Raw genomic sequence first — 16,029 nt, 5'->3', positions numbered from 1 at the left:
TCACGACATCCTGGCGCAGTCACAGGAAACGCACCGCATCGGGGCCCTCACCGTTACACAAGAATCGTGTTTCGGGACCACCCGGTGACACCCCTAAACTGAGCGGGTGACCGAGAACGCTCAGCAGCAGCCACCAGCGCCCCACACCGAACTGCCGACCCAGTACGCGCCGGCCGACGTAGAGGGGCCGCTGTACGAGCGCTGGGTGGAGCGGGGTTACTTCGAGGCGGACGCGAAGAGCGACAAGCCGCCGTTCACCGTCGTCATCCCGCCGCCGAACGTCACGGGCAGCCTGCACCTCGGGCACGCCTTCGAGCACACCCTCATCGACGCCCTGACCCGCCGCAAGCGGATGCAGGGGTACGAGACGCTGTGGCAGCCCGGCATGGACCACGCCGGCATCGCCACGCAGAACGTCGTCGAGCGGGAGCTGGCCAAGGAGGGCAAGTCCCGGCACGACCTCGGCCGTGAGGCGTTCGTCGAGCGCGTCTGGCAGTGGAAGGCCGAGTCCGGCGGGCAGATCTCCGGGCAGATGCGCCGCCTCGGTGACGCCGTCGCCTGGTCGCGCGAGCGCTTCACCATGGACGAGGGCCTGTCGAAGGCCGTCCAGACCATCTTCAAGCGGCTCTACGACGACGAGCTGATCTACCGCGCCGAGCGCATCATCAACTGGTGCCCCCGCTGTCTGACCGCCATCTCCGACATCGAGGTCGAGTACCAGGACGACGACGGCGAACTCGTCTCCATGAAGTACGGCGACGGGGACGAGACCATCGTCGTCGCCACCACCCGCGCCGAGACGATGCTCGGTGACACCGCGGTCGCCGTCCACCCCGACGACGAGCGCTACAGGCACCTGGTCGGCAAGCTCATCAAGCTGCCGCTGACCGACCGTTCCATCCCGGTCGTCGCGGACGAGCACGTCGACCCCGAGTTCGGCACGGGCGCCGTCAAGGTGACCCCGGCGCACGACCCGAACGACTTCGAGATCGGCCAGCGTCACGACCTGCCCGCCATCACGGTCATGGACGAGCACGCCGTCATCACCGCCCACGGCCCCTTCCAGGGCCTGGACCGGCTGGAGGCCCGCTCCGCCATCGTCGCCGCGCTGCGCGCGGAGGGCCGGATCGTCGCCGAGAAGCGCCCGTACGTCCACTCCGTCGGGCACTGCTCGCGCTGCAAGACGACGATCGAGCCGCGCCTGTCCATGCAGTGGTGGGTCAAGGTCGGCCCGCTCGCCAAGGCCGCCGGTGACGCGGTCCGCGAGGGCAAGGTCAAGATCCACCCGCAGGAGATGGAGAAGCGGTACTTCGACTGGGTCGACAACCTCCACGACTGGTGTATCTCGCGGCAGTTGTGGTGGGGCCACCGCATCCCGGTCTGGTACGGCCCGCAGGGCGAGGTCGTCTGCGTCGGTCCCGACGAGGAGCCGCCGAGCGGTGCGGGCTGGCATCAGGACTCCGACGTCCTCGACACCTGGTTCTCCTCCGGCCTGTGGCCCTTCTCCACGCTGGGCTGGCCCGAGCAGACCGAGTCGCTCGCGAAGTTCTACCCGAACTCCGTCCTGGTCACCGGCTACGACATCCTCTTCTTCTGGGTCGCCCGGATGATGATGTTCGGGCTGTACGCGATGGACGGCACCCCGCCGTTCCACACCATCGCGCTGCACGGCATGGTCCGTGACCAGAACGGCAAGAAGATGTCGAAGTCCTTCGGGAACGTGGTCAATCCACTGGACTGGATGGACAAGTACGGCAGCGACGCCCTGCGCTTCACGCTGGCTCGCGGCGCCAACCCCGGCGTCGACGTCCCGATCGGCGAGGACTGGGTCCAGGGGTCGCGCAACTTCGCCAACAAGATCTGGAACGCCACGCGCTTCGCACTGATGAACGGCGCGACGGTGGATGGCCCGCTGCCGGACGCGTCGAGGATGTCCCCCACCGACCGCTGGATCCTCTCGCGCCTCAACTCGGTCGTCGCCGAGGTGGACGCGTACTACGAGGACTACCAGTTCGCGAAGCTGTCCGACGCCCTGTTCCACTTCGCCTGGGACGAGGTCTTCGACTGGTACGTCGAGCTGTCCAAGACCACCTTCCAGGCGGGCGGCGAGGTGGCCGAGGTCAGCAAGCGGGTCCTCGGCGAGGTCCTGGACGTCACCCTGCGGCTGCTGCACCCCGTCGTCCCCTTCGTCACGGAGACGCTGTGGACGACGCTGACCGGCGGCGAGTCGGTCGTCATCGCCGAATGGCCCGCCGACAGCGGCTTCCGTGACGCGGACGCGGAGCGGGAGATCGAGACGCTCCAGTCGGTCATCACCGAGGTCCGCCGCTTCCGCGCCGACCAGGGCCTCCAGCCCGGCCAGCGGGTGCCGGCCCGTCTCAGCCTCGGCAGCACGGCGCTGGCCCCGCACGAGCCGGCCATCCGCCAGCTGCTGCGACTCCAGCCCGAGGGCGAGAGCTTCGCGGCGACGGCGACGCTGCCGGTGGCGGGGGTCGAGGTCGCGCTGGACCTCTCCGGCGTGATCGACGTCGCGGCGGAGCGCAAGCGGCTCGCCAAGGACCTCGCCGCCGCCGAGAAGGAGAAGGCCCAGGCCACGGCGAAGCTCGGCAACGAGGCGTTCCTCGCCAAGGCACCGGACGCGGTCGTGGACAAGATCCGCACGCGGCTGGCCAAGGCGGACGAGGACATCGCCCGCATCCAGTCCCAGCTGGAACGCCTCCCGCAGCCGTGACGACCGAGGCTCCCGGCACCTTTCCCGCCGGGAGCCTCCCGCCGATTTCTGGGGCGCGGGGTTCTGCGAGGCGCCGGGTTCGTGTGCCGACTGCAGGGGCGCAAGGTTTTGTGAGGCGCTGGGTTCGTGTGCCGACTGCAGGGGCGCGGGGAACTGCGCGACCAGCCCCCACGACCCGCACCCGCACGACGACCCCGAGAGCGCGGGGCCTGTGCGGGGCGGGGGCCGCACGCCGACCTCTGGGGCGCGGGGTTCTGTGGGGCGCTGGGTTCGTGTGCCGACTGCAGGGGCGCGGGGAACTGCGCGACCAGCCCCCACGACCCGCACCCGCACGACGACCCCGCCCTCCCCCCGCCCCCGCAGAGCGCCCCCGCACGCACTGTCGGCCCCCCTCCGTAGACTGGGCCCCGTGAGTGAGCTCCCCCCGCACGACAGCGGCGACCAGTCCGACCCCGGCGAGTCGTTCGACGAGATCATCGCCGCCGAAACCGAGCGCGACCCCGACCTCGCGGTCATCGAGGCAGGCAGCCGCACCCTGCGCACCCAGGGCGGCCCGCCGGAGCCCGACGTACCGGCGCGCCCCGAGGACCCCGAGACGGACAAGGCGCTGCGTGAGGTCGAGGCGGAGCTCGCGACCCGCTGGGGCGAGACCAAGCTGGAGCCGTCCGTCACGCGCATCACCGCGCTGATGGACGTGCTCGGCGAGCCGCAGCGGGCGTACCCCTCGATCCACATCACGGGCACCAACGGCAAGACCTCCACCGCACGCATGATCGAGGCCCTGCTGGGCGCCTTCGAGCTGCGGACCGGGCGGTACACCTCACCCCACGTGCAGTCCGTCACCGAGCGGATCAGCCTCGACGGAGCGCCGATCGCCGCCGAGCGCTTCATCGAGACGTACCAGGACATCAAGCCGTACGTCGAGATGGTCGACGCCCAGCAGGACTACCGGCTGTCGTTCTTCGAGGTGCTGACCGGCATGGCGTACGCCGCCTTCGCCGACGCGCCCGTGGACGTCGCCGTGGTCGAGGTGGGCATGGGCGGCAGCTGGGACGCCACCAACGTCATCGACTCCGACGTCGCCGTCGTGACGCCGATCGACCTCGACCACACCGACCGCCTCGGCGGCACGCCCGGCGAGATCGCCGGTGAGAAGGCCGGGATCATCAAGTCCGGCGCCACCGTGATCATGGCCCAGCAGCCGGTCGACGCCGCTCAGGTGCTGCTGAAGAAGGCCGTGGACGTCGACGCGACCGTGGCCCGTGAGGGGCTGGAGTTCGGCGTCGTGTCGCGGCAGGTCGCCGTCGGCGGCCAGCTGCTGACGCTGCGCGGGCTCGGCGGCGAGTACCCCGAGGTGTTCCTGCCGCTGCACGGCGCCCACCAGGCGCACAACGCCGCCGTCGCGCTGGCCGCGGTGGAGGCGTTCTTCGGCGTCGGCGCGCAGCGGCCCGAGTCGCTGAACCTCGACACCGTGCGCAAGGCCTTCGCCGCCGTCTCCTCGCCGGGCCGCCTGGAGGTCGTACGGCGCTCGCCCACCGTCGTCCTCGACGCCGCGCACAACCCTGCGGGCGCCCGCGCCGTCGCCGAGGCGGTCGGTGAGGCCTTCCAGTTCAGCCGGCTCATCGGGGTCGTCGGAGCCAGTGGCGACAAGGACGTACGCGGGCTGCTGGAGGCCTTCGAGCCCGTGTTCGCGGAGGTCGTCGTCACCCAGAACTCCAGCCACCGCGCGATGGACGCCGACGAGTTGGCGGGCGTCGCCGTCGAGGTGTTCGGCGAGGACCGGGTCCAGGTGGAGCCACGGCTGCCGGACGCGTTGGAGGCCGCGATCACCCTGGCCGAGGAGGAGGGCGAGTTCGCGGGCGGGGGCGTCCTCGTCACCGGATCCGTCATCACCGTCGGCGAGGCCCGACTGCTGCTGGGAAGGGGCTGACCCTCGATGCGTACGCTCTGCGCCTCGACCCTCATCGGCGAGGTCTTCGTCATCGGCTTCGCCGGTCTGGTCGCGATGAAGGACCCCGATCTGGCCATGTCGACGGTCTGGACGGTCAGCGGCATCGCGATGTTCCTGTGCCTGGTCCTGTGCGGCCTGGTGACCCGGCCGGGCGGGGTGGCCATGGGCTGGGCGCTCCAGCTCGGACTCATTGCTTCCGGATTCTTCGTCCCCACGATGTTCTTTCTGGGGGCGATGTTCGCCGCGCTGTGGTGGGCTTCCGTCCACTACGGCAGGAAGATCGACGAGGCCAAGGCCCGATTCGCCGCCCAGGCTGACACTGCGTGACGAAGGCCCGGTCGGGCCCTGTAGCCTCATCACCCCGCACATCGCGTGATCCCAGAAGGAGCCCCGTCGTGACCCAGCGCACCCTCGTCCTGCTCAAGCCCGACGCCGTCCGTCGTGGCCTGACCGGCGAGATCATCAGCCGCATCGAGCGCAAGGCGGACTGGCGGATCACCGCGCTGGAGCTGCGCACCCTGGACCAGGAGACCCTGGAGCTGCACTACGGCGAGCACAAGGGCAAGCCCTTCTACGAGCCGCTGGTCGCGTTCATGGCGTCCGGCCCGGTCGTGGCACTGATCGTCGAGGGCGAGCGGGTCATCGAGGGGGTCCGCGCGCTGGCCGGCCCGACCGACCCGATCGCCGCCGCGCCCGGCTCGATCCGCGGGGACTACGGCGTCATCGTCCGGGAGAACCTGATCCACGCGTCCGACTCCGAGGAGTCGGCCGAGCGTGAGGTGAAGATCTTCTTCCCCGGGCGCGCCTGACACGCCGCCGCGGAAACGGAACGAATTCACCGCGCGTCCTTCTGAGGGACCGTCACCTTTTCAAACCGTCTGACCTGGGGCGGCCGCGCATTTCCGGCCGTCCCGCCGCATATCCGTGCCGATCGGGGGAACGAGTGCCCCCGATGGCCCGTCTCCACAAGCGAGGCGACGCGCCATCTGATGACAATGGCGAAGACCCTCGCGCAGTGTTCGCGAAGGCGCGTCTACGATGGAAGCCTTCACGTCACAGCACCCACCTCGCCGACCTGAAAAGCCCTCAAAAGCTCCGTGGGAAGGCCAGACGAATCCTGATGGGGAACTCAATGTCGTTCATCGGCCGTGACATGGCTGTCGACCTCGGGACCGCCAACACGCTGGTGTACGTCAGGGGTCGCGGGATCGTACTCAACGAGCCGTCCGTCGTCGCGATCAACACCAACACCGGTGGCATCCTCGCGGTCGGTGCCGAAGCGAAGAAGATGATCGGGCGCACGCCCGGCAACATCGTTGCCGTCCGTCCGCTGAAGGACGGCGTGATCGCCGACTTCGAGATCACCGAGCGGATGCTCCGCTACTTCATCCTGAAGATCCACAAGCGGCGTTATCTGGCTCGTCCGCGGGTCGTCGTCTGTGTGCCCTCCGGCATCACGGGCGTCGAGCGCCGCGCCGTCATCGAGGCGTCGTCCCAGGCCGGCGCCCGTCAGGTGCACATCATCGAGGAGCCCATGGCCGCGGCCATCGGCTCCGGCCTGCCGGTCCACGAGGCCACGGGCAACATGGTGGTGGACATCGGCGGCGGCACCACGGAGGTCGCGGTCATCTCCCTCGGCGGCATCGTCACCGCCCAGTCCATCCGGGTCGCGGGCGACGAGCTGGACAACGCGATCATCCAGCACATCAAGAAGGAGTACTCCCTCCTGCTGGGTGAGCGCACGGCCGAGCAGATCAAGATCACGATCGGTTCGGCGTACGACCTCGACTCCGACGAGCACACCGAAATCCGCGGCCGGGACCTCGTCTCCGGGCTGCCCAAGACCGTCGTCATCTCGGCCGCCGAAGTGCGCAAGGCCATCGAGGAACCCGTGAACGCGATCGTGGACGCGGTGAAGACGACGCTCGACAAGTGCCCGCCCGAGCTGTCCGGCGACATCATGGACCGCGGAATCGTTCTGACCGGCGGCGGCGCGATGCTGCGCGGCCTGGACGAGCGGTTGCGCCGGGAGACCGGAATGCCGATCCACATCGCCGAGGATCCGCTGGACAGCGTGGCGCTCGGGTCCGGCAAGTGCGTCGAGGAGTTCGAGGCACTCCAGCAGGTTCTGGACGCCCAGCCGCGCAGATGAGGTAACTCTTCGATTCCGCCGTACGAGACCATCGCCTCTCGTACGGCGGATCGTTGATATAGAGGCATAAGCTGCCACAAACAGCCCGTGGGAATCCGCCGTTCGGATTCCCGGCGGGCCACCCGATTTCCCGGATTCCTATGAGGAAGGGCACGGCCGCCGCACGTGAGGGACACACGAGAGAGCCGGCTGCTTCTGGTGCTGCTGGTCGCCATCGCGTTCGCGCTGATCACGGTGGACATTCGCGGCGGGGAGGATTCACCGGTCGACGGTGCCCGCGGTGCCGCGGCCGCCGCCTTCGGCCCGGTCGAGAACGGCGTGTCGTCCGCGGTCGACCCGGTGGGCAACGCGATCGCAGCGATCCGCGACTCCGGCGAGCGGCACGACCGACTCGCCGAACTGGAGCGGCAGAACGCCGATCTGAAGGCGAAGCTCGGCAGCGACGACCGTAACCGCAGCCGCCTGAAGCAGCTCGACAAGATGCTGAAGATCGCCGGTCAGGGGCAGTACGGCATCAAGGGCGCCGAGGTCATCGCCATAGGAGCGGCCCAGGGCTTCTCCTGGACCATCACCATCGACATCGGCGCCGACGACGGCATCAAGCGCGACATGACCGTCCTCAACGGCGACGGCCTCGTCGGCCGCGTCACCACCGTCGGCCCGAACACCGCGACCGTACTGCTCGCCAGCGACCCCGACTTCACCGTCGGCACCCGTATGGAAGGCAGCGACGAACTCGGCTTCGCCTCCGGCCAGGGCGACCGCCCGCTGCGCGTCGAACTCCTCAACGGCAAGGCCCAGATCAAGAAGGGCGACCGCCTGGTCACCTTCGGCTCGCAGGCCGACAAGCCGTTCGTGCCCGGCGTCCCGGTCGGCGTGGTCTCCCGCGTCGACCCCTCCGGCGGCGGCCTGACCCGCACCCTGTACGTCACCCCGTTCGTCGGCTTCAGCAAGCTCGACATCGTCGGCGTGGTCGTCCAGACGCCCGAGCGGGACCCGCGCGACACGGTGCTGCCGGCCAAGCCCAAGCCCACGCCGACGCCCACCGTCACGGTGACCGTGACCCCGGGCGCGGAGAACGCCGACGCGTCCGCCGACGGTGACGCGGCCACGGACGGCGACGCGGCGACCGACAGCGACTCGGCCACCGACGACCCGTCACCCGACGACGGCCAGTCCCAGCAAGAGGAAGACCAGTAGGGGGAGCTGTACCCATGCGCTTCAACAGGATTCTGCTCTCCTCCACACTGGTCGTCGTCGCCCTGGTGCTCCAGGTGAGCGTGCTGGCCCGGCTGCACCTCCCGGGCGCCGTCCCCGACCTGGTACTGCTCACCGTGCTGGCCCTCGCCCTGGTCTACGGACACGTCGGCGGCGCCCTGATCGGCTTCGGCGCCGGACTCCTCGCCGACCTGGCCCCGCCCGCCGACCACGCCGCCGGCCGCTACGCGCTGGTGCTCTGCGTCATCGGCTACCTCGCGGGCCTGGTCAAGCCGGAGAACGGCCAGCTCAAGTCGGCGACCGGCCCGATGGCCGTGGTAGTCGCCGCCGCGGTCGGCAGCACCCTGCTGTACGCCGGGGTGGGCGCACTCGTCGGCGACACCGCCGCCCGCCACGTCGGCCTGCCCGGACTGCTGTTCACCGCAGCCCTGTACGACCTGCTGCTCGCCCCCTTCGTCGTCCCCGGGCTGATGGCGCTCGCCCGGCGCGCGGACAACAACCCGCTGGAGGCCGGCTCGTCGGCCAAGGCGACCGACATCTCCAGCGGCTGGCTCTCCTCCGGGACCGGCCTGCGCATCGGAGGCCAGCGCGGCGGATTCGGGGGCCTGAAGGTGAAGGCGGCCAGAGCACGGGTGGCCCGGGCCGGGCGCATCAAGGGGGTCAAGCGGCTGTGAGGGCAGGTCAGTTCACCCGAACGGGGGAGCTCAGGAGGAACCCGGCCTCGCGGGTCGGCCGTTCATCACTCGTACCCGCACACGCGTACGCGCTCTGAGAGGGGGAGGCAGCCGCAGTGACCAACATTCCCGAGACCGGACGGACCCCACGGGTCCAGACCCGGCTCGTCGTGATCCAGATCCTCGTCCTCTCCCTCCTGGCCACCCTCGGCGGCCGGCTGTGGTACCTCCAGATCCGTGAGGGCGAGGCCTACGCCAAGGAGGCCTCGGGCAACCACGTCCAGCAGGTGGTCGAGCCCGCGGTGCGCGGCTCGATCCTGGACGCCCGCGGGGTGGCCCTCGCCGACAACGAGACCCGGCTGGTGGTCTCCGCCTCCCGCACCGAGCTGCTGAAGATGAAGGACGACGGCAAGGCCGTCCTCACCAAGCTGGCGGGCGTGCTCGGCATGGCGCCCAAGGACGTCATGGCCAAGGTGCGGCTGTGCGACTCCCAGACGCCGCAACCGTGCTGGAACGGCTCGCCCTACCAGCCGATCCCCATCACCGACGAGGCCACCGCGCGCCAGGCCCTGCAGATCCGTGAGCGTGCCGAGGACTTCCCCGGCATCACCGCCGAGCCGCAGGCCGTCCGCCGGTACGCGAGCCCCGGCGCGGCCAACAGCGCCCAGGTGCTCGGCTACCTCTCCCCGGTCACCGACCAGGAGATCCAGCAGGCCCAGGACACCGACTCGCCCTATCTGCGCTCCGACCAGGTCGGCCGCAGCGGTCTGGAGCGGACGTACGACAAGGAGCTGCGCGGCAAGGCCGGCGTCACCCGCTACGAGGTGGACAACCTCGGCCGGGTCATCGGCCAGGCCGAGGCGGACGCCGCCGAGCCCGGCTCCAACCTCGTCACCAGCATCGACGCCCGCGTCCAGCGGGTCGCCGAGTTCGAGCTGAACGAGGCGATGAAGACCGCCCGCAAGGAGTGGGACCGCAACACCAACGAGCGCTACAAGGCCGACTCCGGCGCGGTGGTGGTGATGGAGGCCAAGACCGGCCGGGTCGTCGCCATGGCCTCCAACCCGGCCTACGACCCGAACGCCTGGGTCGGCGGCATCTCCGCCAAGGACTACGCCCAGCTCACCGGCAAGAAGTCCAACTACCCGCTGCTCAACAGGGCCATACAGGGTCAGGCGGCACCGGGCTCCATCTTCAAGGTGGTCTCCACCGCGGCCGCGGTCCAGGCCGGCTACGCCTTCGACGGCCGCTACAACTGCTCCAGCGCCTACTCGGTCGGCGGCCAGGTCTTCAAGAACTTCGAATCGCAGAACCACGGCCCGATCAGCCTGGGCCGCGCCCTGGAGGTCTCCTGCGACACGGTCTTCTACCAGCTCGCGCACAACGAGTGGAAGAAGGACGGCGGCATCAACCCCAAGAAGGGCCAGCCCAAGGACCACTTCTACAAGGCCGCCCACCAGTTCGGCCTCGGCAAGGAGACCGGCATCGACCTGCCCAACGAGGTCACCGGCCGCGTCCCCGACCGCCAGTGGAAGCAGCAGTACTGGGAGGCCAACAAGGACGCCTGGTGCAAGACCGGCAAGAAGGACGGCGACTACGTCCAGCGCATCTCCTACGAGAACTGCCTCGAAGGCAACAAGATGCGCGCCGGTGACGAGATCAACTACTCCATCGGCCAGGGCGACACGCTGGTGACGCCGATTCAGATGGCGACGATCTACGCGGCCATCGCCAACGGCGGCACGCTCTACGACCCCTCCGTCGGCAAGGCGATCATCAGCCCCGACGGCAAGCGCGTCTCGGAGATCAAGCCCAGGTCGCACGGGAAGCTGCCGGTCACCCAGCAGACGCTGGCCCAGATGGACGAGGCCCTGGAGGGCGTGGCCACCCGGGGCACGGCGGCGTGGCGGTTCGGCGGCTGGCCGCAGGACAAGATCCCGATGCACGCCAAGACCGGTACGGCGGAGGTCTACGGCAAGCAGACCACCTCGTGGTTCGCGACCTACACCGACGACTACGCGATCGTGATGACCATCTCCCAGGGTGGTACGGGTTCCGGCGCCTCGGGCCCGGCCGTGCGCAACATCTACGACGCGCTGTACGGCGTCGCCGACGACGGCGCCATCAACCAGAAGAACGCCCTGCTGCCCACCCCGCAGAAGAACCTGCCGAAGATCCAGCCCGACGGCTCGATCATCGCGCCGAAGGTCTCCAAGGACCCGGCCAAGGACCAGCAGGCCAGCCAGAAGGCGCCGGTGGACGAGGGCGGGCAGGTACAGACGGCGGCGACCCTGCCGTCCTCGCCCGAGGGCAACCGCAACACCCGACGGCAGGGCCGCCGGGGCCCGCGCAACCGCCGTGGGTCGCTCAGCCGAAGGATGCTCACATGACGGGCGCGAACAGCTTCCAGGTCTCCGGTTACGGACCCGAGCGCGCGGGCTGGACCCGGCTGTTCGCCCGTGACTCGCTCGCCCGGCGGCTCGACTGGCCGATACTGCTGTCGGCGCTGACGCTGTCGCTGATCGGCGCGATGCTGGTGTACTCGGCGACCCGCAACCGCACCGAGATCAACCAGGGCGACCCGTACTACTTCCTGGTGCGCCACCTGCTCAACACCGGCATCGGCTTCGCCCTGATGATCGGCACGGTCTGGCTCGGCCACCGCACCCTGCGCGGCGCGGTGCCGGTCCTGTACGGAGCGTCGGTCTTCCTGGTCCTGCTGGTCCTGACCCCGCTCGGCACCACGGTCAACGGCGCCCACTCGTGGATCGCGGTCGGCGGCGGCTTCTCCCTCCAGCCGTCCGAGTTCGTGAAGGTCACGATCATCCTCGGCATGGCGATGCTGCTGGCGGCCCGGGTGGACGCGGGCGACAAGACGTACCCCGACCATCGCACGGTCCTTCAGGCGCTGGGCCTGGCCGCGGTTCCGATGATGATCGTGATGCTGATGCCCGACCTCGGGTCGGTCATGGTCATGGTCGTGATCGTGCTGGGTGTCCTGCTGGCGTCCGGCGCGTCCAACCGATGGGTGTTCGGACTGCTCGGCGCCGGCGCGATGGGCGCCATCGCGGTCTGGCAGCTGCACATCCTCGACGACTACCAGATCAACCGCTTCGCGGCGTTCGCCAACCCGGACCTCGACCCGGCGGGCGTCGGCTACAACACGAACCAGGCGCGCATCGCCATCGGCTCCGGCGGGCTGACCGGCTCGGGCCTGTTCCAGGGCTCGCAGACCACCGGACAGTTCGTGCCGGAGCAGCAGACGGACTTCGTGTTCACCGTCGCGGGCGAGGAGCTCGGCTTCCTCGGCGGCGGCCTGATAATCCTTCTGCTGGGTGTGGTGCTCTGGCGGGCCTGCCGGATCGCGCTGGAGACGACCGAGCTGTACGGCACCATCGTCGCCGCCGGGATCGTGGCCTGGTTCGCCTTCCAGGCCTTCGAGAACATCGGGATGACCCTGGGGATCATGCCGGTCACCGGTCTGCCGCTCCCGTTCGTCTCCTACGGAGGATCGTCGATGTTCGCGATCTGGGTGGCGGTCGGACTGCTGCAGTCCATCCGGGTGCAGAGACCCATGTCCGCGTAGACCCATGTGCCCGTTGTATCGGGGCCGCGTGAAGTTTCTCCCGATTCAACCCTCTGGTCACCTGCCGCTGTGCCCCGACGCACATTAGATTCGGGGCATGGCGGATACGAAGCGTGAGATCGAGCGCAAGTACGAGTCCGACGACAGCGGGCTGCCGGACCTGACCGGCGTCGCCGGCGTGAGCGCCGTCCTCGACCAGGGCGTCGCCGAACTGGACGCCACCTACTACGACACCCTCGACGAACGACTGGCGGACGCCTCGATCACCCTGCGGCGCCGCACCGGCGGCTCGGACGCCGGATGGCATCTGAAGCTCCCGGTCGCCACCGGCGTCCGCGACGAGATCCACGCGCCGCTCGCGGACCATGTGCCGTCCACCCTCGGCGCCCTCGTCCGCTCCCGGGTGCGCGACCACGAGCTCGCCCCCGTGGTCCGGCTGCGCTCGACCCGTGACGTACGCCACCTCGTGGACGCCGACGGGCAGCTGCTCGCCGAGGTCGCCCTGGACGCCGTACGGGCCGAGCGGCTCACCGGGAGCGGCGGGAAGGCCGAGTGGACCGAGATCGAGGTCGAGCTCGCCGACGGCGGCGACCCGGCGTTCCTCGACAAGGTCGACAAGCGGCTGCGCAAGGCCGGCGTACGCCCCTCCGAGGCCCCGTCCAAGCTGGCCAAGGCGCTGGCGGAGACCGGCGGCAAGGGAAGGCCCCGCAAGGAGGACCGGGCAGAGCCGGTCACCGCCGGTGACCATGTGCTCGCGTACGTGCGGGCCCAGCGGGACGTGATCGTCGAGCTGGATCCCGCCGTCCGCCGGGACGTCGAGGACTCGGTGCACCGGATGCGGGTCGCCACCCGCCGGATGCGCAGCACCTTCAGGTCGTACCGCAAGATCCTCGACCGGGCCGTCACCGACCCGATCGGGGCCGAGCTGAAGTGGCTGGCGGGCGAGCTGGGCGGCAGCCGGGACCACGAGGTACTGGCCGAGCGGCTGCGCGAAGCCGTGGCGGAGCTGCCCCCCGCCCTGGTCGTGGGACCCGTCCGCAACCGGATGCGGACCTGGTCCACGGCGCGGGCCGGCGACGCGAAGCGCGAGATCGTCGACGTGCTCAACGGGTCCCGCTACCTCGCGCTTCTCGACTCGCTCGACGCGTTCCTCGCGGACCCCCCGTTGCGCGCGGCGGCGTCCGGGAAGCCGTCGACGGAGCTGGCCAAGGCCGTGCACAAGTCCTACGACGTGCTCGCCGGACTGGTCGAGCACGCCTTGGCCACCCCGCCCGGCACCGACCGCGACCTGGCACTGCACGAGGCACGCAAGAAGGCCAAGCGGGTCCGCTACGCGGCGGAACTGGCGTCTCCCGCGCTCGGCAAGCCGGCCTCCAAGCTGGTGTCGTCGGTGAAGGACGTGCAGAAGCTGCTCGGCGAGCACCAGGACAGCGTGATGAGCCGGGAGACCCTGAAGGAGCTGGCCGAGCAGGCGCACGCGGCCGGTGAGCACTCGTTCACGTACGGCGTGCTGCACACGGCGGAAGCGCGGCGGGCCACCGAGGTGGAGGAGGAGCTGCCGGGCGTCTGGAAGGCGACGAGGGGGACGGCGGGGATCTGAGCGTGCGGAGGGGTGCCCCGGTCGCGTTAGGCTTGATGGTCACCCGCCCCCAGCCTCCGGCCGGGGGTACCCCCAGTCAGCTCACGAAAGTCCCACGATGTCTGCCGAGTCGGTTTTCCCGCAGCTCGAAGCCCTGCTCCCGCATGTGCAGAAGCCGATCCAGTACGTCGGTGGAGAGCTCAACTCCACCGTCAAGGACTGGGACGCCTGTGATGTCCGCTGGGCGCTCATGTACCCCGACGCGTACGAGGTGGGTCTGCCCAACCAGGGCGTCATGATCCTCTACGAGGTCCTGAACGAGCGTGCGGGCGTCCTCGCCGAGCGGACGTACAGCGTGTGGCCGGACCTGGAGGCGCTGATGCGGGAGCACGGCGTCCCGCAGTTCACGGTGGACGGCCACCGCCCCGTCAAGGACTTCGACGTGCTCGGCGTCAGCTTCTCCACGGAGCTGGGCTACACGAACCTGCTGACCGCGCTGGACCTGTCGGGGATCCCGCTGGAGGCCAAGCACCGCACCCTCGACGACCCGATCGTCGTGGCCGGCGGCCACGCGGCCTTCAATCCCGAGCCGATCGCCGACTTCATCGACTGCGCGGTGATAGGTGACGGCGAGCAGGCCGTCCTGGAGGTCACGGACATCATCCGGGCCTGGAAGGCGGAGGGCCGCCCGGGCGGGCGCGAGGAGCTGCTCTTCCGCCTGGCGCGGACCGGCGGCGTGTACGTGCCCGGCTTCTACGACGTGGAGTACCTGCCGGACGGGCGCATCGGGCGCGTCGTACCGAACAGGTCGGGCGTGCCGTGGCGGGTGTCCAAGCACACCGTGATGGACCTCGACGAGTGGCCCTACCCCAAGCAGCCCCTGGTGCCGCTGGCGGAGACGGTCCACGAGCGGATGTCCGTCGAGATCTTCCGCGGCTGCACGCGCGGCTGCCGTTTCTGCCAGGCCGGCATGATCACCCGCCCGGTGCGGGAGCGCTCGATCACCGGCATCGGCGACATGGTCGAGAAGGGGCTGAACGCGACCGGTTTCGAGGAGGTCGGCCTGCTGTCGCTGTCGTCGGCCGACCACAGCGAGATCGGCGACATCGCCAAGGGCCTCGCCGACCGCTACACGGACGACAAGATCGGACTGTCGCTGCCGTCGACCCGCGTGGACGCCTTCAACATCGACCTGGCCAACGAGCTGACCAGGAACGGCCGCCGGTCCGGCCTCACCTTCGCGCCGGAGGGCGGGTCGGAGCGCATCCGCAAGGTCATCAACAAGATGGTCTCCGAGGACGACCTGATCCGCACCGTCGCGACGGCGTACGGCAACGGCTGGCGGCAGGTGAAGCTGTACTTCATGTGCGGCCTGCCCACCGAGACCGACGACGACGTCCTCCAGATCGCCGACATGGCCACGCGCGTGATCCAGAAGGGCCGTGAGGTCTCCCGTTCGAACGACATCCGCTGCACGGTGTCGATCGGCGGCTTCGTGCCCAAGCCGCACACCCCGTTCCAGTGGGCGCCGCAGCTGTCGGCCGAGGAGACGGACGCCCGTCTCGAAAAGCTCCGGGACAAGATCCGCGGCGACAAGAAGTACGGCCGTTCCATCGGCTTCCGCTACCACGACGGCAAGCCCGGCATCGTCGAGGGCCTGCTCTCCCGCGGCGATCGCCGCATCGGCGCGGTCATCCGCGCGGTCTACGAGGACGGCGGCCGCTTCGACGGCTGGCGCGAGCACTTCTCCTACGACCGTTGGATGGACTGCGCGGACAAGGCGCTGCCGCAGTTCGGCGTCGACGTCGACTGGTACACCACCCGCGAGCGGACGTACGAGGAGGTCCTCCCGTGGGACCACCTGGACTCCGGCCTCGACAAGGACTGGCTCTGGGAGGACTGGCAGGACTCCCTCGACGAGACCGAGGTCGAGGACTGCCGGTGGACTCCGTGCTTCGACTGCGGGGTGTGTCCGCAGATGGACACGGCCATCCAGATCGGCCCGACGGGCAAGAAGCTGCTGCCCCTGACGGTGAAGAACGCGGCGCCGGCGGCGAGCGGTCACACGCACTGAGTGAGCGACCCGCACGGCGATGATGAGCCCTCTCTGACCTCAGAGAGGGCTCACTGCTGTCCGG

Annotated in this window: 11 protein-coding genes; all 11 read left to right on the top strand. The window is 69.8% G+C overall.

Translation table 11 applies throughout. From position 1 onward, the window contains the following. Positions 1-106 precede the first annotated feature (106 nt). Positions 107-2,731, top strand: a complete 2,625-nt coding sequence (locus tag ACZ7LV_RS10315) for a valine--tRNA ligase (protein WP_471937719.1) — start codon at positions 107-109, stop codon at positions 2,729-2,731. A 409-nt stretch (positions 2,732-3,140) separates the two neighbouring features. Further along, positions 3,141-4,661, top strand: a complete 1,521-nt coding sequence (folC, locus tag ACZ7LV_RS10310) for a bifunctional tetrahydrofolate synthase/dihydrofolate synthase (protein ID WP_471937717.1) — start codon at positions 3,141-3,143, stop codon at positions 4,659-4,661. Between the two features lie 6 nt (positions 4,662-4,667). Beyond that, positions 4,668-5,009: a DUF4233 domain-containing protein gene (locus ACZ7LV_RS10305; protein ID WP_365452308.1), complete on the top strand. Its 342-nt coding sequence runs from the start codon at positions 4,668-4,670 to the stop codon at positions 5,007-5,009. 68 nt (positions 5,010-5,077) lie between these two features. Next, positions 5,078-5,491: a nucleoside-diphosphate kinase gene (ndk, locus tag ACZ7LV_RS10300; RefSeq protein ID WP_401677198.1), complete on the top strand. Its 414-nt coding sequence runs from the start codon at positions 5,078-5,080 to the stop codon at positions 5,489-5,491. 323 nt (positions 5,492-5,814) lie between these two features. Then, the gene (locus ACZ7LV_RS10295) at positions 5,815-6,834 is read left to right on the top strand and encodes a rod shape-determining protein (RefSeq protein WP_365452312.1); all 1,020 of its coding nucleotides are present in this window, start codon (positions 5,815-5,817) and stop codon (positions 6,832-6,834) included. A gap of 165 nt (positions 6,835-6,999) precedes the next feature. Next, positions 7,000-8,034, top strand: a complete 1,035-nt coding sequence (mreC, locus tag ACZ7LV_RS10290; protein ID WP_471937714.1) for a rod shape-determining protein MreC — start codon at positions 7,000-7,002, stop codon at positions 8,032-8,034. 14 nt (positions 8,035-8,048) lie between these two features. After that, complete coding sequence (mreD, locus tag ACZ7LV_RS10285; protein WP_471937712.1) at positions 8,049-8,726, top strand: rod shape-determining protein MreD; 678 nt, start codon at positions 8,049-8,051, stop codon at positions 8,724-8,726. Between the two features lie 116 nt (positions 8,727-8,842). Beyond that, positions 8,843-11,116 carry a penicillin-binding protein 2 gene (gene mrdA / locus ACZ7LV_RS10280; RefSeq protein ID WP_471937710.1) on the top strand — a complete coding sequence of 758 codons (2,274 nt, stop codon included), beginning with the start codon at positions 8,843-8,845 and terminating at the stop codon, positions 11,114-11,116. Then, the gene (rodA, locus tag ACZ7LV_RS10275; protein ID WP_401677190.1) at positions 11,113-12,312 is read left to right on the top strand and encodes a rod shape-determining protein RodA; all 1,200 of its coding nucleotides are present in this window, start codon (positions 11,113-11,115) and stop codon (positions 12,310-12,312) included. Before mrdA ends, rodA begins: the two co-directional genes overlap by 4 nt. Before the next feature lie 97 nt (positions 12,313-12,409). Further along, positions 12,410-13,912: a CYTH and CHAD domain-containing protein gene (locus ACZ7LV_RS10270; protein WP_471937707.1), complete on the top strand. Its 1,503-nt coding sequence runs from the start codon at positions 12,410-12,412 to the stop codon at positions 13,910-13,912. Positions 13,913-14,009: 97 nt separating this feature from the next. Next, positions 14,010-15,965, top strand: a complete 1,956-nt coding sequence (locus ACZ7LV_RS10265; RefSeq protein WP_471937705.1) for a TIGR03960 family B12-binding radical SAM protein — start codon at positions 14,010-14,012, stop codon at positions 15,963-15,965. Positions 15,966-16,029 lie beyond the last annotated feature (64 nt).

It is taken from the genome of Streptomyces sp. NPDC107562 (assembly GCF_055657325.1).
This window is presented reverse-complemented; position numbering and strand designations above follow the sequence as displayed.

Coding starts and splice junctions, on each gene's coding strand:
- ACZ7LV_RS10305 (WP_365452308.1), top strand. CDS start 4,668: ATGCGTACGCTCTGCGCCTCGACCCTCATCGGCGAGGTCTTCGTCATC.
- ACZ7LV_RS10295 (WP_365452312.1), top strand. CDS start 5,815: ATGTCGTTCATCGGCCGTGACATGGCTGTCGACCTCGGGACCGCCAAC.
- mreD (WP_471937712.1), top strand. CDS start 8,049: ATGCGCTTCAACAGGATTCTGCTCTCCTCCACACTGGTCGTCGTCGCC.
- rodA (WP_401677190.1), top strand. CDS start 11,113: ATGACGGGCGCGAACAGCTTCCAGGTCTCCGGTTACGGACCCGAGCGC.
- ACZ7LV_RS10270 (WP_471937707.1), top strand. CDS start 12,410: ATGGCGGATACGAAGCGTGAGATCGAGCGCAAGTACGAGTCCGACGAC.
- ACZ7LV_RS10265 (WP_471937705.1), top strand. CDS start 14,010: ATGTCTGCCGAGTCGGTTTTCCCGCAGCTCGAAGCCCTGCTCCCGCAT.